We start from the raw sequence: 20,484 nt of genomic DNA on the forward strand, positions 1-20,484 counted from the left end.
GGTCTTTCAATACACTTTCCCGAAATCATAACGCATGATTTACTCCTTTTTGTGAAAAAGTTAACAAATAATAAAATCCTAGCAAAAATATTGTATAATAGTAATATAGAAAGTAAGGGAGAAAACTAAAATAAGTTTAAGGAGTACTATGATGTAGCTAGAAAAGAGGTGGAAAAATGTTTAAAAATAAGGAGCTTTTTCGAGTAGTCATGATATTTGTGATAGGAACCATCCTAATTTTAATGACACCCGTCTTATTTAAAGTTGTCATGGAACTATTTTCAAAATAAATACGACTCTGCTTTAGGCGGAGTCGTGAATCAGGAGGTTAAGTGATGAACTACAATTTAAAATATCTTTTATCAGGACTATTTATCATAGTCTTTATAGGTTTCCTAGTCTGGGTGAGTTATGTTAATCAGAGGAAGGAAGAAGAGCATTCGGATGTGTCTTTTGAAGCGAGGTTAGATAGTGAGGTCAAGGCCTTATTTAAACAACTAGGATTGGGTGAGGAGCCTCATTATTTCTTAGCCTATCGCTACCTACATCCTTGGTTTGATTTGGCTATTTTACCACCAACAGTTGAAATTTTCTTAACTAAAATAGCGTTGGTGATGGTAACCCCAGATGAACTGCTGATAAGAAATCTTGGGAATGGGATGACTTTCACAAGTGAGCATCATCGTGATTTGCGACAAGGACTTATCCGCATTCCAAAATCAGAGATGAAAGAATTTGAGATTCGTAACTGGAAAAAATTTTTTGTATTTGGCGATTTTTTGACAATTAAAACAAGCCAACATAGCTATTATTTACAGGTTAGAGATGATGGACTTCAAAAGGGAAGCCTTTCTACCAAACACTTCTCAGACTTGAAACGACAAGATTTTTTAGGATTATTGACAGATAAAAGAACATTCTGATTGACAATTGCCCTAGTTGTTTATTGTAAACTTTACAAATGAGCTGCAAACACTAGAATCCATTCAGAAAGGCAATTCCTATGAAAAATAAAATTTTAATCATTGTTTATATTTTAGCCTCGCTAATCATCAGTTTTATAATCTTTTCACTTTTGCATATTGATTTTAAATGGTGGACAACTTTGGCTATAAGTGCAGGATTTATTTACATCTACTTAAAATTTAGTAAAAAATAAAAAGTACCTGCACCTATCTCGCTTTCGTCTCTTCACGGGAGGTATCTCTATGAAAAAAATCAGTCATCTTTGTATGCTCTTGCTCTTGCTGTGTACTACGTTTTTTGTCCTGAATGTAAATGTTACACGAGAAATAGTGCGGATTCAGGAGATGGGCAAGACAACTTATTCATTTGACTTGTACTTGAAAGATGTCACTAAACCGACAGAAACTATTCTCCAGTTTTTTGAAGAGGTTGCAAGTCAAGACAAGGTCTCTATTATCAAAGTAGATAATGGCGATGAGGTGGTCAAGGCTGGTGTTTTTGATAAGGAAACCTTCCCTTATCAGGAGTTCGGTCTGACTTCTCTTGATTTTTCAAAGAATGAGAAGGGAGTCTACAGCAACCAGGATCTTCCCAATAATCTAGGAACCATTCCCACCTTTTTAAAGGTGAAACTCATTCGACTCCAGACCTTTCGATCCTATATTGAGGATAAATCCCATACTATAAATGGACGCTACATGATTACCTCCAGCAAAGAAATAGATCGCGATACCATTCTACAAAAGTGGAGTGATTTTTTCCAGATAGATAAGACGATTTTATTAGAACCCACTTACCGAAGTCAGGTTGGAGTGCTAAATCAAGCTTTGTTACTATCTATCATTATCTTTATCTTGGCAATCTTGCTTGTGATTTTAATGACAGTTTATCAGCCGATGATGGAGATGAAACGAGTGGGGGTTCAAAAGTTACTTGGTTTTCAAAGTAGGGCGATTTTGGCTGGTTTTGTAAAGACTAATTTTTATCTTCTCTTGGGTGGAAGTCTTATCATTGACTTGGGGCTATTTTTAGTGCTGGACTACAGACCAAAACTTCTGTTCCCAAGTTTACTCTTATCCCAATTTCTGCTTTTACAGTTGTATTTGTTCATCAGTTGGCTGACCTACCTGATGATTCAGAAAATGACAGTCAGTTCCATGTTGAAAGGTTTTTCATCTGTCAAACTTGGTCTCATCTTCAATTATGTGATGAAAATAGGGACAACTATTTTACTGACGGCCTTACTGATTGGGGTGGGCAAAAGTCTAGAACAAGAAAACAAAGAACTTGCTTATCAGCAACAGTGGGTAAGCCAAGGTAATTACCTGACCTTAGAAACCTTCAAACTCAATGATAACCTGTGGCAAGAAGAGCTAGCAGGTTCAGGGAAATCTACAGATTATTTCTACCAATTTTATCAAGACTTGCTAGCAAAAACACAAGTAAACTATGTGCGAAGTGCGAGTCTTCCTATCAAACCAGTCATCAAAGCTGAACAAGTGCAGCAGTACCAACTGCCTGATAAGGTAGATGTTTACTATGCAAACCGTCAATTTTTAGAGAGTAAGGGATTCAAGTTACCAGATACCGGCACTAAAAAAGTTATTTTGATGCCAGCCAGTGATAAAGGACAAGAAGGCAAGAATCAGTTCTTGGGAAAATCCATCGCCTATCTTTCTATGAGGTATGAAGATCAGCAAAAGCAAACAATAGAAGATATGGATGTAGAAATTGCCTACTATGAAGGAGATTGGTCTTTCTTCCCTTATAATAATGAGCGAAAGGAAAATCTCCACAATCCAATCATTAGTCTGGTAAATGATCAAGACATGATGTGGGAAGAAAAGACTCACTTGTCAACGACAGGTTTAAACAACCCGATGAAAATTGAAAATACAGAACAAAATCAAAAAGTGATTACAGAGTTAGTCGATAACTTATCTGATGGTAGCTATTTAAAATTTTCATCGATTCAAGCAATTCAAGAGGAGATGGTTGATACCTATCGGGATTCTGTTCGCAATTTTAACGTTCTGTTTGCCTTATTTGCTCTTCTCAGTATGATTATCTCCTACTTTTTACTCGTTACCACTTTCTTGTTGAAGCGCAGGGATATCATTACCAAGAAGTTTATGGGGTGGAAATTGGTCGATCGCTACCGTCCTCTCCTCGTTCTGCTCTTGTTGGGCTATAGTCTCCCTCTTCTAGTCTTGATTTTCTTTGCCCATGCGCTCCTGCCACTTCTACTGTTTGCAGGTTTTACATGTTTGGATATACTATTTGTGCTAGCCTTGGCTTCTAGGATGGAGAAAAGAAGTCTAGTAGAGTTATTGAAAGGGGGCATCTTATGATTGAGTTGAAAAATATTACGAAAACCATTGGAGGAAAAGTGATTTTGGATCACTTGTCTCTCAGGATTGATCAGGGAGATTTGGTTGCCATCGTTGGAAAAAGTGGTAGTGGTAAGTCGACCTTGTTAAATTTATTAGGTTTGATAGATGGTGATTATAGTGGACGGTATGAGATTTTTGGTCAGACAAATCTAGCGGTCAATTCTGCTAAGTCGCAAATAATAATCCGTGAACATATCTCTTATCTGTTTCAAAATTTTGCCCTGATTGATGATGAAACGGTCGAGTACAATCTCATGCTGGCGCTGAAATATGTGAAATTGTCTAAGAAAGACAAGCTCAAAAAGGTGGAAGAGATTTTAGATAGAGTAGGTTTGTCAGCTACTTTGCATCAAAAGGTCTCCGAGTTGTCTGGTGGCGAACAACAACGAATTGCAGTTGCTAGAGCCATCTTAAAACCCAGCCAGCTAATTTTAGCCGATGAACCAACAGGTTCTCTGGATCCTGAAAATAGAGATTTGGTCTTGAAGTTTCTCTTAGAGATGAATCGAGAAGGGAAAACAGTCATTATCGTGACCCACGATGCTTATGTAGCCCAACAATGTCATCGGATCATTGAATTGGGCAAGGGGATGTAGCTATGTTGTCAAAAATCTTCTAACTTGACTTAAATTATAAAAGGTAGTTAGTGAAAGAGAATATCAGAGGTTGGTAGATTATCAGCCTCTTCCTTGTCTTCTCTATCTAAGCATGTTATAATGAAAACTGCTCAAACGACCTTCAATCGTGAAGCACACACGACCTTCAATCGTGAATAAACGAATAGATGGGAGAACTACCATGAGTGATAACTCTAAAACACGTGTTGTCGTGGGGATGAGTGGTGGTGTCGATTCGTCGGTGACGGCTCTCTTGCTCAAAGAGCAGGGCTACGATGTGATCGGTATCTTCATGAAGAACTGGGATGACACAGATGAAAACGGCGTCTGTACGGCGACCGAAGATTACAAGGATGTGGCTGCAGTGGCAGATCAAATCGGTATTCCTTACTACTCTGTCAACTTTGAAAAAGAGTACTGGGACCGCGTTTTTGAGTATTTCCTAGCGGAATACCGTGCAGGACGCACACCAAATCCAGATGTTATGTGCAACAAGGAAATCAAGTTCAAGGCCTTTTTGGACTATGCGATGACCTTGGGAGCGGACTATGTGGCAACTGGGCACTATGCTCGTGTGGCGCGTGATGAGGATGGCATCGTTCACATGCTTCGTGGTGTGGACAATGGCAAGGATCAGACCTATTTTCTCAGTCAACTTTCGCAAGAACAACTCCAAAAAACCATGTTCCCACTGGGACATTTGGAAAAACCTGAAGTACGAAAAATAGCTGAAGAAGCAGGACTTGCGACGGCTAAGAAGAAAGACTCGACAGGGATTTGCTTTATCGGAGAAAAGAACTTTAAAAACTTCCTCAGCAACTACCTACCAGCTCAGCCTGGTCGCATGATGACTGTGGATGGTCGCGATATGGGCGAGCATGCCGGCCTTATGTACTATACGATTGGTCAGCGTGGCGGTCTCGGTATCGGTGGACAACACGGCGGTGACAATGCCCCTTGGTTTGTTGTCGGCAAAGACCTAAGTAAGAATATCCTCTATGTCGGTCAAGGATTCTACCATGATTCGCTCATGTCAACCAGCCTAGAGGCTAGCCAAGTCCACTTTACTCGTGAGATGCCAGAGGAATTTACGCTAGAATGTACGGCTAAATTCCGCTACCGTCAGCCTGATTCTAAGGTGACAGTGCATGTCAAAGGAGACAAGGCAGAGGTCATTTTCGCGGAGCCACAACGCGCCATTACACCAGGACAGGCAGTTGTCTTTTACGATGGTGAAGAATGTCTCGGTGGCGGTTTGATTGACAATGCCTACCGTGATGGCAAGGTTTGTCAGTACATTTAGATTGACAAATTTTCTCAATTTGCTACAATAATAAAAGCAATAGAAATGATGGTCAAAGCTCATGGATGTTGCAGGCTTTTTGTCCTGCACTTCTTTGGAGTTTTGACTGTTTTTGTGTCGTTTAAAGGAGAGGATAAAAATGACTCAACAAGACTTTCGGACAAAGGTGGGAAACACTGTTTTTGGTGTTCGGGCGACAGCCTTGATTCTCCAAAATCGCAAGCTCCTAGTTACCAAAGATAAGGGCAAGTATTACACTATTGGCGGTGCGATTCAAGTCAATGAAAGCACGGAAGACGCGGTAGTCCGTGAAGTCAGGGAAGAATTAGGTGTCAAAGCTGAGGCTAGACAACTAGCTTTCGTGGTTGAAAATCGTTTTGAACAGGACGGTGTTTACTATCACAATATCGAGTTTCATTATCTGGTAGACTTGCTTGAAGATGCTCCATTGACCATGCAGGAAGATGAGAAAACGCAACCCTGTGAGTGGATTGACTTGGATAAGCTCCAGAATATTCAGTTGGTTCCGGCATTTTTAAAAACCGCCTTACCAGAATGGGACGGACAATTACGACACATCCATCTTAACGAATAGGAGAGAAAATAATGGTTAAGCTTATTGCCCATGTGCTTGTTCATAGTGGTGGTGATTATTTGCTCATTCAGCGTTCGGAAATTAAAAGAGAACAACCCAACGTTTATCCAACTTACTGGGATATTCCTGGTGGCGGGGTTGAAAAGGGTGAACTTCCGCGAGATGGAGCTCTTAGAGAATGTATTGAAGAAGCGGGAGTTATGTTAGACGGCAGTTCGCTCAAACTTCTTCACGAAGATAGTCAACTGGATACCTCTAAGGATACTGTCTTTACTCGCTTAGTTTATAAAGCAGAGTGGGTTGGGGAGAAGCCAATTATCAGATTAGATCCTGAAGAGCATACGCACTTTAAATGGGTTACTATGGATCAAGCTCTAGAGGAGGAGAAGTTAGTTCCTTATTTGCGAGAAATTTTTGAAAGGTTAAGAAATGACTTATAATTTTACTGAAGAATACGATATTATTGTAATCGGTGCGGGACACGCTGGGGTTGAGGCTTCCTTGGCTGCCAGCCGTATGGGCTGTAAGGTCTTGCTTGCGACTATTAACATTGAAATGCTGGCTTTTATGCCTTGTAATCCCTCTATCGGTGGTTCTGCTAAGGGGATTGTCGTGCGTGAAGTCGATGCCCTCGGTGGAGAAATGGCGAAGAACATCGACAAGACCTACATCCAAATGAAAATGCTCAATACTGGTAAGGGTCCTGCGGTTCGTGCCCTTCGTGCGCAGGCTGATAAGGAACTTTACTCTAAGGAAATGCGCAAGACGGTTGAAAATCAAGAAAATCTGACCCTTCGTCAAACCATGATTGATGAGATTTTGGTGGAAGATGGCAAGGTTGTCGGTGTTCGTACAGCGACCCATCAAGAATATGCTGCCAAGGCTGTTATCGTTACAACAGGGACTGCCCTCCGTGGGGAAATCATCATCGGAGACCTTAAGTACTCATCAGGTCCAAATCACAGCCTAGCTTCTATTAATCTAGCTGACAATCTCAAGGAACTTGGTCTCGAAATCGGTCGTTTCAAGACAGGAACCCCTCCACGTGTCAAGGCTTCCTCTATCAACTACGATGTGACAGAGATTCAGCCAGGAGACGAAGCGCCAAATCACTTCTCTTACACTTCACGTGATGAGGACTATGTTAAAGACCAAGTACCGTGCTGGTTGACCTATACCAATGGTACCAGTCATGAAATTATCCAAAACAACCTCCACCGTGCGCCTATGTTTACAGGTGTGGTCAAGGGAGTGGGGCCTCGTTACTGTCCATCGATTGAGGACAAGATTGTGCGCTTTGCGGACAAGGAACGCCACCAACTTTTCCTTGAGCCAGAAGGGCGCAATACAGAGGAGGTCTATGTTCAAGGACTTTCAACCAGTCTGCCTGAGGATGTCCAACGTGACTTGGTACATTCCATCAAAGGGTTGGAAAATGCAGAGATGATGCGTACTGGTTATGCTATTGAGTACGATATGGTCTTGCCTCATCAATTACGTGCGACTCTGGAAACCAAGAAAATTTCAGGTCTCTTTACTGCTGGTCAGACAAATGGAACGTCAGGTTACGAAGAAGCTGCTGGCCAAGGGATTATCGCTGGTATCAACGCAGCGCTGAAAATCCAAGGCAATCCTGAGTTGATTTTGAAGCGCAGTGACGGCTATATCGGGGTGATGATTGATGACTTGGTGACAAAAGGAACCATTGAACCCTACCGTCTCTTGACCAGTCGTGCTGAATACCGTCTCATCCTCCGTCATGACAATGCCGATATGCGTTTGACTGAGATGGGACGCGAGATTGGTCTTGTGGATGATGAACGCTGGGCACGCTTTGAGATCAAGAAAAATCAATTTGACAATGAGATGAAGCGCCTAGACAGTATCAAACTCAAGCCAGTCAAGGAAACCAATGCCAAGGTTGTGGAGATGGGCTTCAAGCCGTTGACAGATGCAGTGACAGCCAAGGAATTTCTCCGTCGTCCAGAAGTCTCTTACCAAGATGTGGTTGCCTTCATCGGACCTGCCGCTGAAGAGTTAGATGACAAGATTATCGAATTGATTGAAACAGAAATCAAGTACGAAGGATACATCTCAAAAGCCATGGATCAAGTTGCCAAGATGAAACGCATGGAAGAAAAACGGATTCCAGCCAACATCGACTGGGATGATATTGACTCTATCGCGACTGAAGCTCGTCAGAAGTTCAAGCTCATTAATCCAGAAACCATCGGTCAAGCCAGCCGTATTTCTGGGGTTAACCCAGCAGATATTTCCATTCTGATGGTGTATCTGGAAGGTAAAAATCGAAGTATTTCAAAAAATTTAGAAAAAAAGGCTGACTAAAGAAAAAGTGCTGAATTCTCTTTTGGGAATTCAGCTTTTTTTGATAGAATCGTCCTCTATTTTCGAATAAAGAGAAAAGGAGGAATGACCATGCTGACAGTAGAAGAAAAAAATTTTTTAGACCACTATAAAAATGCTTCCTATCATCGTTTTTATGAGATTGAGCGCTTCACTAGTCTCTGTCAAAAGTTAGACAAATGGCCACCATAGGCTGACAAGCTTTAGACTTTTTGATATACTAGAACAAATTAAAACATAGGAGAGAATGAATGAACGTATATGGCAGATTAGAAGAGGAACCAACTCCATCTTGGACGGGAATTCAGGATGATTTAGTTGGGAGAGAGGAGCGCTTCGAGGATGAACCAAGTTCATTTGCTCCCTTACCATTATTTAAGATCCTAATCTGGAGCACTCTAGTTGTACTTGTATCTGTAGTTCTTCCTTTCTTGCTAGGACTAACTAGCCCAGAGCAGGCACAAGATTTTTATATGGGATGGGCTATGCACCAGGGGGGAGATATCTACACAGACTATTTTGGAACGAGTGGTCTTCTCTATTACTTTTTACAGTATCTAAGCAAGGGTAGTATTTTGTTTGCAGCCTTTACTTGGCTTGCTCTAGTGGGTGCTGGAATTTTTCTTTTCCGTTCAACCTATGACTTGACGAAAGAGGATGAGCAGTCGCGACAAGTGTTGACGGTTTTTTACCTTCTTGCGGGAGGTCTTAGCTTTGGTGGTGGCTATGCCACAATTCTTGCCCTTCCATTCCTGTTTTACGCTCTTAGTTTAGTAACAAGGTATTTGGTAGAGTATAATCATGACAAAGGTTTCGTACGTATTGGGATTAGCCTGGCTCTAGCATTTTTCTTTGCCCCGCTAGTCACAACTTTATATGCTCTAGTCTTATCCTTTGCTTTGTTAGCCTTTAATATTGGACGTGGTTACTGGGCTCGTGGCTTTTATCAATTTCTTGCGGTTAGTCTAGGATTTTCACTCTTCTTTTATCCGATTGGTTATTATACGGCTTATAATGGGAGTTTCGGAAGTGCTATCAGTCAAATTCTCTATCCAATTGATAGTTTGAATTTCATGTCCAATCCAGGTCTGTTAGATAATCTTCTCTTTTATGGATTATTAGCAATTGGTCTTGGAGGCTTGACATCGGTCTTCACAGGATTTTTCCAGTCTAAACCAAGCAAACAATACGTCTTATCCATATTTGCTTCAGTAGCTATCTTATTGTTACTAGGATTGGAAATTTTCTCTACAGAACCGATTCACGGTAGTCGTCTAGCTGAGTTGCTTCCTTTCTTGTCTATTTTACTATTGACTCGAATTCGTGCCAATGATACAGAAGGAGTGAGTCGTCGAAGAAGATATAGCGAAGCCCCTTCGGTATGGGCAATCTTCCTTAAAGGGAATGCTTACCTGCCTATCTTGGCCCTGGCTTACCTATTTTTAGCCCCTCTGGTAGCACGCTATGTTCTTCACTCAGAACAATATCAAGAACGTGCTCGTATCGAAACTACGGTTAAAGGACAAACACAGGCAACAGATCGTATTTATATATGGGATGATCTTACTAATGGTTATAAGACTAGTGAACGTTTAGCAGCTAGTCAGTTGCTATCACCAAAATTATATACTGGCCTTGATGCAAATCGTAGCAAACTTGTCAATGATTTACGTGATAATCAGCCTAAAGTGATTGTGGTCAATACCAAAACAACTCTCTGGACAGAAGTAGAACAGCTTCTGGCAGAAAGTTATCAACCAGTTCAAAGTGAAGTCAAAGACTTTAAACTTTACAAATTAAAATAAAATAATCAATATCTAGTGTAAATTTTATGAAAATATGAATTTTAATACTAGATATTGATTTTTATTTTTATAGTGATATAATACTTTAAGAAAGAATATTTAAGAAAAGAGCCTGGATATGATTGTATTGGAAGAGAAAACAACCCCTGATCCAACCTTATTTGTTGAAAAGCGCGACGGTAGACGCGTCATTTTTGATATAGATAAGATTGACAAAGCCTTGCATAAGGCTGCGGAAAAAGTCATGGATGTAACCCCCTTGGTAGAAAAGCGTCTTAATACTCTAGTTGAACGTATTGTAGAAGAGATTCATAGTCGCTTTCCGCAGGGAGTTAAGATTTATGAAATCCAAAATATTGTAGAACATGAATTGCTTGAAGCCAAAGAATATGCGCTGGCTGAGGAGTATATTACTTATCGGACACAAAGGGATTTTGAGCGATCAAAAGCGACAGATATCAACTTTAGTATCCATAAACTACTCAACAAAGACCAGGCAGTTGTCAATGAAAATGCTAATAAAGACAGTGATGTCTTTAATACCCAGCGTGATTTGACAGCAGGGATTGTTGGGAAGTCAATCGGACTGCAAATGCTTCCTAAGCATGTAGCCAATGCCCACCAAAAGGGAGATATCCACTATCACGATTTGGACTACAGCCCCTACACACCGATGACCAACTGCTGTTTGATTGATTTCAAGGGGATGTTGGAGAATGGTTTTAAGATTGGAAATGCGGAGGTGGAGAGTCCTAAGTCTATCCAGACTGCAACAGCTCAGATTTCCCAAATCATCGCCAACGTTGCTTCTAGCCAGTACGGGGGCTGTTCAGCTGACCGTATCGATGAAGTCTTGGCGCCTTATGCAGAAAAGAATTACCAAAAACACCTCAAAGATGCGGAAGAGTGGGTCTTGCCTGAAAAACGGGAAGATTATGCCTGGAAGAAAACGCAAAAAGACATCTACGATGCCATGCAATCACTCGAGTATGAAATCAATACTCTCTTTACTTCAAATGGACAAACACCTTTTACTTCGCTAGGTTTTGGTCTAGGAACTAATCGTTTTGAGCGGGAAATTCAAAAGGCAATTTTAAACATTCGTATCAATGGGCTTGGTTCAGAACACCGTACAGCTATCTTTCCTAAACTTATTTTCACGCTTAAAAGAGGCCTTAACTTAGAGGAAGGGACACCCAACTACGATATCAAGCAATTGGCTCTAGAGTGCGCAACCAAACGGATGTACCCAGACGTCTTGTCTTATGATAAGATTGTTGAGTTGACAGGTTCTTTCAAAGTTCCTATGGGCTGCCGTTCGTTCCTTCAAGGGTGGAAAGACGAGAATGGCGTAGAAGTCAATTCAGGTCGGATGAACTTGGGTGTTGTGACAGTTAACCTGCCTCGTATTGCTCTTGAGTCTGAAGGTGATATGAATAAGTTCTGGGAAATCTTCAACGAGCGAATGAACATTGCGGAAGATGCTCTGGTTTATCGTGTCGAACGAACCAAGGAAGCAACACCAGCAAATGCTCCTATCCTGTATCAATACGGTGCTTTTGGTCATCGTCTAGGTAAAGAAGAAAGTGTTGACCAGCTCTTTAAGAATCGTCGTGCCACAGTTTCGCTAGGCTATATCGGTTTGTATGAAGTAGCAACTGTTTTCTTTGGTAACAGCTGGGAAAGCAATCCAGATGCTAAGGAATTCACGCTAGACATCATTCGCGATATGAAACGCCGTGTAGAAGAGTGGTCAGATCAATATGGCTATCATTTCTCTATCTACTCAACACCATCTGAAAGTTTGACAGATCGTTTCTGCCGACTAGATACAGAGAAGTTTGGTTCTATTCCTGATATTACAGATAAGGAATACTACACCAACTCTTTCCACTACGATGTTCGTAAAAATCCAACACCGTTTGAAAAATTAGACTTTGAGAAAGTCTATCCGGAAGCAGGTGCGTCAGGTGGTTTCATCCATTATTGTGAGTATCCAGTCCTTCAGCAAAATCCAAAGGCCTTGGAAGCTGTTTGGGATTATGCCTATGACCGTGTGGGCTATCTTGGGACCAATACTCCAATAGACCGTTGCTACAAGTGTGACTTTGAAGGGGATTTTGAACCAACTGAGAGAGGATTTGCTTGTCCAAACTGTGGAAATAGCGACCCTAAAACAGTAGACGTTGTTAAACGGACTTGTGGCTATTTAGGCAATCCTCAAGCGCGTCCGATGGTTAATGGACGTCACAAGGAAATCGCAGCGCGTGTCAAACATATGAATGGTTCAACGATTAAAATAGCTGGGCATCAAGTAACAAATTAGAAAGAAGTGAAATGGGAAAATATCAATTAGATGATAAGGGCAAGGCCTTGGTACAACGATTCCACGAAAAACATTCAAAAGGTGGAGTTAATAAAAAAGACCGAGTGGCTAGTCTTAGAGAGCAATTTTTAAATAAGAATAAGAAAAAGTGAGAGTTCCCTCTCACTTTTCTCTTAGTTGGAGGTAAAGATGATATTACGCAGACCAAGATTGGCAGATAAAGAAACAATTTTAGAGATGATGGCAGAGTTTGAGCAGACTCAATCAGCCCACGACGGTGGCTTTTGGGATGCTGAGGGTTTTTCTTACGAGAATTGGCTAGAAACTAACCTTAATAAAGAAATGGGAATAAACTTGCCTGAAAATCGCGTTCCATCAATTCAGTTCGTATTGTTTGATGAATCAGGTCATGCTTTAGGTTTTTTAAATTTACGATTGAGACTGAATGAGGGTTTACTGAATTATGCTGGCCATATCGGCTATTCCATCCGCCCTTCTGAAAGGGGAAAAGGTTATGCTAAGGAAGCTCTCCGTCAGGGCTTGCAAATTGCCAAGGAAAAGAACATCCATCGTGCTTTGGTGACTTGTAGCACAGAAAATCCTGCCAGCCGAGCTGTTATCTTAGCTAATGGTGGGAAGTTAGAGGATGTTCGAAATGGAACGGAGCGTTATTGGATAGAGGTGGAGTAGAAGGATGACATGGAATACACCAAAACCAGGCGAGTGGAAGAGTGAAGAGCTAAGTCAGGGACGTATTATTGATTATAAGGCTTTTAACTTTGTGGATGGCGAAGGGGTGCGCAATTCGCTTTATGTGGCAGGATGTATGTTTCACTGTGAAGGTTGCTACAATGTAGCGACCTGGTCCTTTAATGCAGGAATTCCTTATACGCCAGAATTGGAAGAACAAATCATGGCAGACTTAGCCCAGCCCTATGTTCAAGGATTGACTTTGCTAGGAGGAGAGCCATTCCTTAATACAGGTATTCTTTTGCCCCTTGTAAAACGCATTCGAAAGGAATTGCCAGAAAAAGACATCTGGTCTTGGACAGGCTACACTTGGGAAGAAATGATGTTGGAAACTCCTGACAAACTCGAACTTTTATCCCTGATTGATATCCTGGTAGATGGTCGCTATGATAAAAGCAAGCGTAATCTCATGCTTCAGTTCCGTGGCTCTTCCAACCAACGGATTATCGATGTGCAAAAGTCTCTCCAAAGTGGAAAGGTAGTCATTTGGGACAAGCTTAACGATGGAAAAGAAAGCTATGAACAGGTGAAGAGAGAATGAATAAAAAAGAGTTAATAGAAAGACTAGTATCAGAAATAGATTCGGGAAAAGTAAAAACACTGGGTATCTACGGTCACGGCGCTTCAGGAAAATCAACTTTTGCTCAAGAATTGTACCAAGAACTTGATTCCCAAAAGGTAAATTTACTAGAGACAGATCCCTACATTACTTCGGGACGACATTTAGTGGTACCTAAAGAGACACCAGACCAAAAGGTGACAGCATGTTTACCGGTAGCACATGAGCTGGCAAGTTTACAAAGAGATATTCTTGCTCTGCAAGCGGGTATGGATGTCTTGACAATAGAAGAACCTTGGAAAGCTAGTGAGATCTTATCTGGAGAAAAAACGATTTTGATTGTCGAAGGGATGTCTGTGGGTTTTTTACCCAAGGAACTTTTTGACAAAACCATTTGTTTCTACACAGATGAGGAGACCGAATTAAAGAGGCGATTAGCTCGAGATACGACTGTGAGAAATGGTGATGCATCCATTATATTGGCTAGTCAGCAGATGAGACGAGAGCAGTATCTACAATACTATAAAGAAACCGAGTCAAGAGCTGATATCTTGGTAGATCAATCAGATGATAAATTTCAAATTAAAACTAACATTATATAGAAGAAAAGGCAGATAATCTAGCACTTAAATATGAAAATTTATTAAAATGGAATAAGAAAACAGTTTCATCTAAAAAATTTAAAAAAATCTGTCAAATCCCTTGCAATCGCAGGGGCTTTGTGTTATTCTATTATGGTGCTGTAAATTACAGCTTTAGCTTTGATGCAAGAGGTTGCGACACGCTCGGTTGCATTGCCACACAACGCGCGTCGGTTTTCTTGTGGAGCTAGCCTATTATCTTAAATAGACGAAAAGGAGAAAAAGATGGCAAACAAAAAAATCCGTATCCGTTTGAAAGCTTACGAACACCGTACGCTTGACACAGCGGCTGCAAAAATCGTAGAATCAGCTACTCGTACAGGTGCACAAGTTGCGGGTCCAATCCCACTTCCAACTGAGCGTAGCCTCTACACAATCATTCGTGCGACTCACAAATACAAAGACTCTCGCGAACAATTTGAAATGCGTACACACAAACGTTTGATCGATATCGTTAACCCAACTCAAAAAACAGTTGACGCTTTGATGAAATTGGATCTTCCAAGTGGTGTAAACGTAGAAATCAAACTTTAATTTAAAGCTTGATAACTTGAGCATAAAAAACGCTCGTTAAAAACTTTTTGAATAAAAAATATAGAAAAGGAACTATTTTCTCATGACAAAAGGAATCTTAGGGAAAAAAGTGGGAATGACTCAAATCTTCACTGAAGCTGGCGAATTGATCCCTGTAACAGTTATTGAAGCAACTCCAAACGTTGTTCTTCAAGTTAAAACTGTTGAAACAGATGGATACAACGCTATCCAAGTTGGTTTCGATGACAAACGCGAAGTATTGAGCAACAAACCTGCTAAAGGACATGTAGCAAAAGCTAACACGGCTCCTAAGCGCTTCATTCGTGAATTCAAAAACGTTGAAGGCTTGGAAGTTGGTGCTGAAATCACAGTTGAAACTTTCGCAGCTGGAGATGTTGTTGACGTAACTGGTACTTCTAAAGGTAAAGGTTTCCAAGGTGTTATCAAACGCCACGGACAATCACGTGGACCTATGGCTCACGGTTCTCGTTACCACCGTCGTCCAGGTTCTATGGGCCCTGTTGCACCTAACCGCGTATTCAAAGGTAAAAACCTTGCAGGACGTATGGGTGGCGACCGTGTAACAATTCAAAACCTTGAAGTTGTACAAGTTGTTCCAGAAAAGAACGTTATCCTTATCAAAGGTAACGTACCAGGTGCTAAGAAATCTCTTATCACTATCAAATCAGCAGTTAAAGCTGGTAAATAATAAGGAAAGGGGAATACAGTCAAAATGGCAAATGTAACATTATTCGACCAAACTGGTAAACAAGCGGGCGAAGTTGTTCTTAACGATGCAATCTTTGGTATCGAACCAAACCAATCTGTTGTGTTTGATGTCATCATCAGCCAACGTGCTAGCCTTCGTCAAGGAACTCACGCTGTTAAAAACCGTTCAGCCGTTTCAGGTGGCGGACGCAAACCATGGCGTCAAAAAGGAACTGGACGTGCTCGTCAAGGTTCTATCCGCTCTCCACAATGGCGTGGTGGTGGAATCGTCTTCGGACCAACTCCACGTAGCTATGCGTACAAACTTCCTCAAAAAGTTCGTCGCCTTGCACTAAAATCTGTTTACTCAGAAAAAGTTGCTGAAAACAAATTTGTAGCCGTTGATTCTCTTGAATTTACAGCTCCAAAAACTGCTGAATTTGCAAAAGTTCTTGCAGCTTTGAGCATCGATTCTAAAGTCCTTGTTATTCTTGAAGAAGGAAACGAATTCGCAGCTCTTTCAGCTCGTAACCTTCCAAACGTGAAAGTTGCGACTGCTACAACTGCAAGTGTTCTTGACATCGCAAATAGTGACAAACTTCTTGTTACTCAAGCAGCTATCTCTAAAATCGAGGAGGTTCTTGCATAATGAATTTGTATGATGTTATCAAAAAACCTGTTATCACTGAAAGCTCAATGGCTCAACTTGAAGCAGGCAAATATGTATTTGAAGTTGACACTCGTGCGCACAAACTTTTGATCAAGCAAGCTGTTGAAGCTGCTTTCGAAGGTGTTAAAGTTGCAAATGTTAACACAATCAACGTAAAACCTAAAGCTAAACGTGTTGGACGTTACACTGGTTTTACTAACAAAACTAAAAAAGCTATCATCACACTTACAGCTGATTCAAAAGCAATCGAGTTGTTTGCTGCTGAAGCTGAATAATCTAAGGAGGAAATATCGTGGGAATTCGTGTTTATAAACCAACAACAAACGGTCGCCGTAATATGACTTCTTTGGATTTCGCTGAAATCACAACAAGCACACCAGAAAAAACTTTGCTTGTTGCTTTGAAGAACAAGGCTGGTCGTAACAACAACGGTCGTATCACAGTTCGTCACCAAGGTGGTGGACACAAACGTTTCTACCGTTTGGTTGACTTTAAACGTAACAAAGATAACGTTGAAGCAGTTGTTAAAACTATCGAGTACGATCCAAACCGTTCTGCAAACATCGCTCTTGTACACTACACTGACGGTGTGAAAGCATACATCATCGCTCCAAAAGGTCTTGAAGTTGGTCAACGTATCGTTTCAGGTCCTGAAGCAGATATCAAAGTAGGTAACGCTCTTCCACTTGCTAACATCCCAGTTGGTACTTTGGTTCACAACATTGAGTTGAAACCAGGTCGTGGTGGTGAATTGGTTCGTGCTGCTGGAGCTTCTGCTCAAGTATTGGGACAAGAAGGTAAATACGTTCTTGTTCGTCTTCAATCAGGCGAAGTTCGTATGATTCTTGGAACTTGTCGTGCTACAGTTGGTGTTGTCGGAAACGAACAACATGGACTTGTAAACCTTGGTAAAGCAGGACGTAGCCGTTGGAAAGGTATCCGCCCAACAGTTCGTGGTTCTGTAATGAACCCTAACGATCACCCACACGGTGGTGGTGAAGGTAAAGCACCAGTTGGTCGTAAAGCACCATCTACTCCATGGGGCAAACCTGCTCTTGGTCTTAAAACTCGTAACAAGAAAGCGAAATCTGACAAACTTATCGTTCGTCGTCGCAACGAGAAATAATTTAAAACTAGTCGCTTAAGCACTAGATAATCCGCCAGCTCGGTAGCGCTCCTTGAGAGCGCAAGCCGCTGTGGTACAACATTTAAAGGAGAAAAAATAAAAATGGGACGCAGTCTTAAAAAAGGACCTTTCGTCGATGAGCATTTGATGAAAAAAGTTGAAGCTCAAGCTAACGACGAAAAGAAAAAAGTTATCAAAACTTGGTCACGTCGTTCAACGATCTTCCCAAGTTTCATTGGTTACACAATCGCAGTTTATGATGGACGTAAACACGTACCTGTTTACATCCAAGAAGACATGGTAGGTCACAAGCTTGGTGAATTTGCACCAACTCGTACTTACAAAGGTCACGCCGCAGACGACAAGAAGACACGTAGAAAATAAGGAGAACATAAATGGCAGAAATTACTTCAGCTAAAGCAATGGCTCGCACAGTACGTGTTTCACCTCGTAAATCACGTCTTGTTCTTGACAACATCCGTGGTAAAAGCGTAGCCGATGCAATCGCAATTTTGACATTCACTCCAAACAAAGCTGCTGAAATCATCTTGAAAGTTTTGAACTCAGCTGTAGCTAACGCTGAAAACAACTTTGGTTTGGATAAAGCTAACTTGGTAGTATCTGAAGCATTCGCAAACGAAGGACCAACTATGAAACGTTTCCGTCCACGTGCGAAAGGTTCAGCTTCACCAATCAACAAACGTACAGCTCACATCACTGTAGCTGTTGCAGAAAAATAAGGAGGTAAAATCGTGGGTCAAAAAGTACATCCAATTGGTATGCGTGTCGGCATCATCCGTGATTGGGATGCCAAATGGTATGCTGAAAAAGAATACGCGGATTACCTTCATGAAGATCTTGCAATCCGTAAATTCGTTCAAAAAGAACTTGCTGACGCAGCAGTTTCAACTATTGAAATTGAACGCGCAGTAAACAAAGTTAACGTTTCACTTCACACTGCTAAACCAGGTATGGTTATCGGTAAAGGTGGTGCTAACGTTGATGCACTTCGTGCAAAACTTAACAAATTGACTGGAAAACAAGTACACATCAACATCATCGAAATCAAACAACCTGATTTGGATGCTCACCTTGTTGGTGAAGGAATTGCTCGACAATTGGAGCAACGTGTTGCTTTCCGTCGTGCACAAAAACAAGCAATCCAACGTGCAATGCGTGCTGGAGCTAAAGGAATCAAAACTCAAGTATCAGGTCGTTTGAACGGTGCAGATATCGCCCGTGCTGAAGGATACTCTGAAGGAACTGTTCCACTTCACACACTTCGTGCAGATATCGATTATGCTTGGGAAGAAGCAGACACTACATACGGTAAACTTGGTGTTAAAGTATGGATCTACCGTGGTGAAGTTCTTCCAGCTCGTAAAAACACTAAAGGAGGTAAATAACCAATGTTAGTACCTAAACGTGTTAAACACCGTCGTGAATTCCGTGGTAAAATGCGCGGTGAAGCTAAAGGTGGAAAAGAAGTAGCATTCGGTGAATACGGTCTTCAAGCTACAACTAGCCACTGGATCACTAACCGCCAAATCGAAGCTGCTCGTATCGCCATGACTCGTTACATGAAACGTGGTGGTAAAGTTTGGATTAAAATCTTCCCACACAAATCATACACAGCTAAAGCTATCGGGGTTCGTATGGGATCTGGTAAAGGGGCACCTGAAGGTTGGGTAGCACCAGTTAAACGTGGTAAAGTAATGTTTGAAGTTGCTGGTGTATCTGAAGAGATCGCTCGCGAAGCGCTTCGTCTTGCAAGCCACAAATTGCCAGTTAAATGTAAATTCGTAAAACGTGAAGCAGAATAAGGAGAAGGCATGAAACTTAATGAAGTAAAAGAATTTGTTAAAGAACTTCGTGGTCTTTCTCAAGAAGAACTCGCGAAGCGCGAAAACGAATTGAAAAAAGAATTGTTTGAACTTCGTTTCCAAGCTGCTACTGGTCAATTAGAACAAACAGCTCGCTTGAAAGAAGTTAAAAAACAAATCGCTCGCATCAAAACAGTTCAATCTGAAGCGAAATAATAGACTAGGGAAGGAGAAATTTCAATGGAACGCAATAATCGTAAAGTTCTTGTTGGACGTGTTGTATCTGACAAAATGGACAAGACAATCACAGTTGTAGTTGAAACAAAACGTAACCACCCAGTCTATGGTAAACGTATTAACTACTCTAAAAAATACAAAGCACATGATGAAAACAATGTTGCCAAAGAAGGCGATATCGTACGTATCATGGAAACTCGTCCGCTTTCAGCTACAAAACGTTTCCGTCTTGTAGAAGTCGTTGAAGAAGCGGTTATCATCTAATCAAACCTGAAAGGAGAAAACTGAAATGATTCAAACAGAAACTCGTTTGAAAGTCGCAGACAACAGCGGTGCACGCGAAATCTTGACTATCAAAGTTCTTGGTGGTTCTAAACGTAAATTTGCGAACATCGGTGATGTTATTGTGGCATCTGTAAAACAAGCTACTCCTGGTGGTGCGGTTAAAAAAGGTGACGTTGTTAAAGCAGTTATCGTTCGTACTAAATCAGGTGCTCGTCGTGCTGATGGTTCATACATCAAATTTGACGAAAACGCAGCAGTTATCATCCGTGAAGATAAAACTCCTCGCGGAACACGTATCTTTGGCCCAGTTGCACGTGAATTGCGTGAAGGTGGCTTCATGAAGATCGTGTCACTTGCTCCAGAAGTACTTTAATTTTCACAGAGCAAAAACAAACAAACACAGTCCCCTGGCCTAGCCAGGGTGCCCATTGGGCGTAAGAATAAAAGGAGAAAAAAATGTTTGTAAAAAAAGGCGACAAAGTTCGCGTAATCGCTGGTAAAGATAAGGGAACAGAAGCTGTTGTCCTTACTGCCCTTCCAAAAGTAAACAAAGTTATCGTTGAAGGTGTTAACATCGTTAAGAAACACCAACGTCCAACTAACGAACTTCCTCAAGGTGGTATCATCGAGAAGGAAGCAGCTATCCACGTATCAAACGTTCAAGTTTTGGACAAAAATGGTGTAGCTGGTCGTGTTGGTTACAAATTTGTAGACGGTAAAAAAGTTCGCTACAACAAAAAATCAGGCGAAGTGCTTGATTAATCACGAAGGAAAGGAGAAGT

26 protein-coding genes are annotated in these 20,484 nt (G+C 41.2%); all 26 read left to right on the forward strand.

Features of this window, described 5'->3' with window-relative positions; all coding sequences use genetic code 11:
• Positions 1–335 precede the first annotated feature (335 nt).
• The 26 genes from QM450_RS02600 to rplX all read left to right on the forward strand — a co-directional run bounded on the left by QM450_RS02600 (position 336) and on the right by rplX (position 20,464).
• Positions 336–923 (forward strand): hypothetical protein, encoded by a 588-nt coding sequence (locus tag QM450_RS02600; protein WP_414319569.1) that lies wholly within the window; start codon positions 336–338, stop codon positions 921–923.
• 285 nt (positions 924–1,208) lie between these two features.
• Positions 1,209–3,317 carry a bacteriocin-associated integral membrane family protein gene (locus QM450_RS02605; protein ID WP_414319570.1) on the forward strand — a complete coding sequence of 703 codons (2,109 nt, stop codon included), beginning with the start codon at positions 1,209–1,211 and terminating at the stop codon, positions 3,315–3,317.
• On the forward strand, positions 3,314–3,955 hold the full coding sequence (locus QM450_RS02610; RefSeq protein WP_414319571.1) for an ABC transporter ATP-binding protein: 642 nt from the start codon (positions 3,314–3,316) through the stop codon (positions 3,953–3,955). Before QM450_RS02605 ends, QM450_RS02610 begins: the two co-directional genes overlap by 4 nt.
• A gap of 202 nt (positions 3,956–4,157) precedes the next feature.
• On the forward strand, positions 4,158–5,279 hold the full coding sequence (gene mnmA / locus QM450_RS02615) for a tRNA 2-thiouridine(34) synthase MnmA (RefSeq protein ID WP_414319572.1): 1,122 nt from the start codon (positions 4,158–4,160) through the stop codon (positions 5,277–5,279).
• Between the two features lie 139 nt (positions 5,280–5,418).
• Positions 5,419–5,874, forward strand: a complete 456-nt coding sequence (locus QM450_RS02620; RefSeq protein WP_414319573.1) for an NUDIX hydrolase — start codon at positions 5,419–5,421, stop codon at positions 5,872–5,874.
• Between the two features lie 8 nt (positions 5,875–5,882).
• Positions 5,883–6,314 (forward strand): NUDIX hydrolase, encoded by a 432-nt coding sequence (locus QM450_RS02625; protein ID WP_414319593.1) that lies wholly within the window; start codon positions 5,883–5,885, stop codon positions 6,312–6,314.
• The gene (mnmG, locus tag QM450_RS02630; protein WP_414319574.1) at positions 6,304–8,220 is read left to right on the forward strand and encodes a tRNA uridine-5-carboxymethylaminomethyl(34) synthesis enzyme MnmG; all 1,917 of its coding nucleotides are present in this window, start codon (positions 6,304–6,306) and stop codon (positions 8,218–8,220) included. The genes QM450_RS02625 and mnmG overlap by 11 nt, the downstream gene beginning before the upstream one ends.
• 269 nt (positions 8,221–8,489) lie before the next feature.
• Positions 8,490–10,043, forward strand: coding sequence for a damage-inducible protein CinA (locus QM450_RS02635; protein ID WP_414319575.1), 1,554 nt, complete (start codon positions 8,490–8,492; stop codon positions 10,041–10,043).
• Between the two features lie 118 nt (positions 10,044–10,161).
• A complete protein-coding gene (gene nrdD / locus QM450_RS02640; RefSeq protein WP_414319576.1) occupies positions 10,162–12,369 on the forward strand; it encodes an anaerobic ribonucleoside-triphosphate reductase in 2,208 nt (735 codons plus the stop codon).
• Between the two features lie 11 nt (positions 12,370–12,380).
• Positions 12,381–12,521, forward strand: coding sequence for a hypothetical protein (locus QM450_RS02645; RefSeq protein ID WP_000521611.1), 141 nt, complete (start codon positions 12,381–12,383; stop codon positions 12,519–12,521).
• Between the two features lie 37 nt (positions 12,522–12,558).
• Positions 12,559–13,059 carry a GNAT family N-acetyltransferase gene (locus QM450_RS02650; protein WP_414319577.1) on the forward strand — a complete coding sequence of 167 codons (501 nt, stop codon included), beginning with the start codon at positions 12,559–12,561 and terminating at the stop codon, positions 13,057–13,059.
• Between the two features lie 4 nt (positions 13,060–13,063).
• On the forward strand, positions 13,064–13,660 hold the full coding sequence (nrdG, locus tag QM450_RS02655; RefSeq protein ID WP_045613165.1) for an anaerobic ribonucleoside-triphosphate reductase activating protein: 597 nt from the start codon (positions 13,064–13,066) through the stop codon (positions 13,658–13,660).
• On the forward strand, positions 13,657–14,280 hold the full coding sequence (locus QM450_RS02660; RefSeq protein ID WP_414319578.1) for a uridine kinase family protein: 624 nt from the start codon (positions 13,657–13,659) through the stop codon (positions 14,278–14,280). Before nrdG ends, QM450_RS02660 begins: the two co-directional genes overlap by 4 nt.
• Before the next feature lie 264 nt (positions 14,281–14,544).
• On the forward strand, positions 14,545–14,853 hold the full coding sequence (gene rpsJ, locus QM450_RS02665; RefSeq protein ID WP_001284513.1) for a 30S ribosomal protein S10: 309 nt from the start codon (positions 14,545–14,547) through the stop codon (positions 14,851–14,853).
• An 82-nt stretch (positions 14,854–14,935) separates the two neighbouring features.
• Positions 14,936–15,562, forward strand: a complete 627-nt coding sequence (rplC, locus tag QM450_RS02670; protein WP_000160197.1) for a 50S ribosomal protein L3 — start codon at positions 14,936–14,938, stop codon at positions 15,560–15,562.
• Between the two features lie 24 nt (positions 15,563–15,586).
• Entirely contained in the window at positions 15,587–16,210 is a 624-nt protein-coding gene (rplD, locus tag QM450_RS02675; RefSeq protein ID WP_000024549.1) for a 50S ribosomal protein L4, read from the forward strand.
• Positions 16,210–16,506: a 50S ribosomal protein L23 gene (locus QM450_RS02680; RefSeq protein WP_001055347.1), complete on the forward strand. Its 297-nt coding sequence runs from the start codon at positions 16,210–16,212 to the stop codon at positions 16,504–16,506. Before rplD ends, QM450_RS02680 begins: the two co-directional genes overlap by 1 nt.
• Positions 16,507–16,523: 17 nt before the next feature.
• Complete coding sequence (gene rplB, locus QM450_RS02685) at positions 16,524–17,357, forward strand: 50S ribosomal protein L2 (protein WP_000512914.1); 834 nt, start codon at positions 16,524–16,526, stop codon at positions 17,355–17,357.
• Between the two features lie 102 nt (positions 17,358–17,459).
• The gene (gene rpsS, locus QM450_RS02690) at positions 17,460–17,741 is read left to right on the forward strand and encodes a 30S ribosomal protein S19 (protein ID WP_000533766.1); all 282 of its coding nucleotides are present in this window, start codon (positions 17,460–17,462) and stop codon (positions 17,739–17,741) included.
• An 11-nt stretch (positions 17,742–17,752) separates the two neighbouring features.
• Positions 17,753–18,097 carry a 50S ribosomal protein L22 gene (gene rplV / locus QM450_RS02695; protein ID WP_000818137.1) on the forward strand — a complete coding sequence of 115 codons (345 nt, stop codon included), beginning with the start codon at positions 17,753–17,755 and terminating at the stop codon, positions 18,095–18,097.
• Positions 18,098–18,109: 12 nt separating this feature from the next.
• On the forward strand, positions 18,110–18,763 hold the full coding sequence (rpsC, locus tag QM450_RS02700) for a 30S ribosomal protein S3 (RefSeq protein ID WP_000529936.1): 654 nt from the start codon (positions 18,110–18,112) through the stop codon (positions 18,761–18,763).
• A gap of 3 nt (positions 18,764–18,766) precedes the next feature.
• Entirely contained in the window at positions 18,767–19,180 is a 414-nt protein-coding gene (rplP, locus tag QM450_RS02705; RefSeq protein WP_000960948.1) for a 50S ribosomal protein L16, read from the forward strand.
• Positions 19,181–19,189: 9 nt separating this feature from the next.
• Positions 19,190–19,396, forward strand: a complete 207-nt coding sequence (gene rpmC / locus QM450_RS02710) for a 50S ribosomal protein L29 (RefSeq protein WP_000772918.1) — start codon at positions 19,190–19,192, stop codon at positions 19,394–19,396.
• A 24-nt stretch (positions 19,397–19,420) separates the two neighbouring features.
• A complete protein-coding gene (rpsQ, locus tag QM450_RS02715; protein WP_000440801.1) occupies positions 19,421–19,681 on the forward strand; it encodes a 30S ribosomal protein S17 in 261 nt (86 codons plus the stop codon).
• 25 nt (positions 19,682–19,706) lie between these two features.
• Positions 19,707–20,075, forward strand: a complete 369-nt coding sequence (gene rplN / locus QM450_RS02720) for a 50S ribosomal protein L14 (RefSeq protein ID WP_000616548.1) — start codon at positions 19,707–19,709, stop codon at positions 20,073–20,075.
• Between the two features lie 83 nt (positions 20,076–20,158).
• Entirely contained in the window at positions 20,159–20,464 is a 306-nt protein-coding gene (gene rplX, locus QM450_RS02725) for a 50S ribosomal protein L24 (RefSeq protein WP_000497691.1), read from the forward strand.
• The last annotated feature ends 20 nt before the right edge of the window (positions 20,465–20,484 follow it).

The organism is Streptococcus infantis, from assembly GCF_047464615.1.
Classification (GTDB): domain Bacteria; phylum Bacillota; class Bacilli; order Lactobacillales; family Streptococcaceae; genus Streptococcus; species Streptococcus infantis_Y.

Bases quoted from the DNA above. Each gene is read 5' to 3' on its own strand.
- rpsQ (WP_000440801.1), top strand. From the start codon at position 19,421: ATGGAACGCAATAATCGTAAAGTTCTTGTTGGACGTGTTGTATCTGAC.
- QM450_RS02660 (WP_414319578.1), top strand. From the start codon at position 13,657: ATGAATAAAAAAGAGTTAATAGAAAGACTAGTATCAGAAATAGATTCG.
- rpsS (WP_000533766.1), top strand. From the start codon at position 17,460: ATGGGACGCAGTCTTAAAAAAGGACCTTTCGTCGATGAGCATTTGATG.
- nrdD (WP_414319576.1), top strand. From the start codon at position 10,162: ATGATTGTATTGGAAGAGAAAACAACCCCTGATCCAACCTTATTTGTT.
- mnmA (WP_414319572.1), top strand. From the start codon at position 4,158: ATGAGTGATAACTCTAAAACACGTGTTGTCGTGGGGATGAGTGGTGGT.
- QM450_RS02635 (WP_414319575.1), top strand. From the start codon at position 8,490: ATGAACGTATATGGCAGATTAGAAGAGGAACCAACTCCATCTTGGACG.
- QM450_RS02600 (WP_414319569.1), top strand. From the start codon at position 336: ATGAACTACAATTTAAAATATCTTTTATCAGGACTATTTATCATAGTC.
- nrdG (WP_045613165.1), top strand. From the start codon at position 13,064: ATGACATGGAATACACCAAAACCAGGCGAGTGGAAGAGTGAAGAGCTA.
- mnmG (WP_414319574.1), top strand. From the start codon at position 6,304: ATGACTTATAATTTTACTGAAGAATACGATATTATTGTAATCGGTGCG.
- rplV (WP_000818137.1), top strand. From the start codon at position 17,753: ATGGCAGAAATTACTTCAGCTAAAGCAATGGCTCGCACAGTACGTGTT.
- rplN (WP_000616548.1), top strand. From the start codon at position 19,707: ATGATTCAAACAGAAACTCGTTTGAAAGTCGCAGACAACAGCGGTGCA.
- QM450_RS02605 (WP_414319570.1), top strand. From the start codon at position 1,209: ATGAAAAAAATCAGTCATCTTTGTATGCTCTTGCTCTTGCTGTGTACT.
- QM450_RS02620 (WP_414319573.1), top strand. From the start codon at position 5,419: ATGACTCAACAAGACTTTCGGACAAAGGTGGGAAACACTGTTTTTGGT.
- rplX (WP_000497691.1), top strand. From the start codon at position 20,159: ATGTTTGTAAAAAAAGGCGACAAAGTTCGCGTAATCGCTGGTAAAGAT.
- QM450_RS02650 (WP_414319577.1), top strand. From the start codon at position 12,559: ATGATATTACGCAGACCAAGATTGGCAGATAAAGAAACAATTTTAGAG.
- QM450_RS02610 (WP_414319571.1), top strand. From the start codon at position 3,314: ATGATTGAGTTGAAAAATATTACGAAAACCATTGGAGGAAAAGTGATT.
- QM450_RS02680 (WP_001055347.1), top strand. From the start codon at position 16,210: ATGAATTTGTATGATGTTATCAAAAAACCTGTTATCACTGAAAGCTCA.
- rplD (WP_000024549.1), top strand. From the start codon at position 15,587: ATGGCAAATGTAACATTATTCGACCAAACTGGTAAACAAGCGGGCGAA.
- rplC (WP_000160197.1), top strand. From the start codon at position 14,936: ATGACAAAAGGAATCTTAGGGAAAAAAGTGGGAATGACTCAAATCTTC.
- rplP (WP_000960948.1), top strand. From the start codon at position 18,767: ATGTTAGTACCTAAACGTGTTAAACACCGTCGTGAATTCCGTGGTAAA.
- rpmC (WP_000772918.1), top strand. From the start codon at position 19,190: ATGAAACTTAATGAAGTAAAAGAATTTGTTAAAGAACTTCGTGGTCTT.
- QM450_RS02645 (WP_000521611.1), top strand. From the start codon at position 12,381: ATGGGAAAATATCAATTAGATGATAAGGGCAAGGCCTTGGTACAACGA.
- rpsJ (WP_001284513.1), top strand. From the start codon at position 14,545: ATGGCAAACAAAAAAATCCGTATCCGTTTGAAAGCTTACGAACACCGT.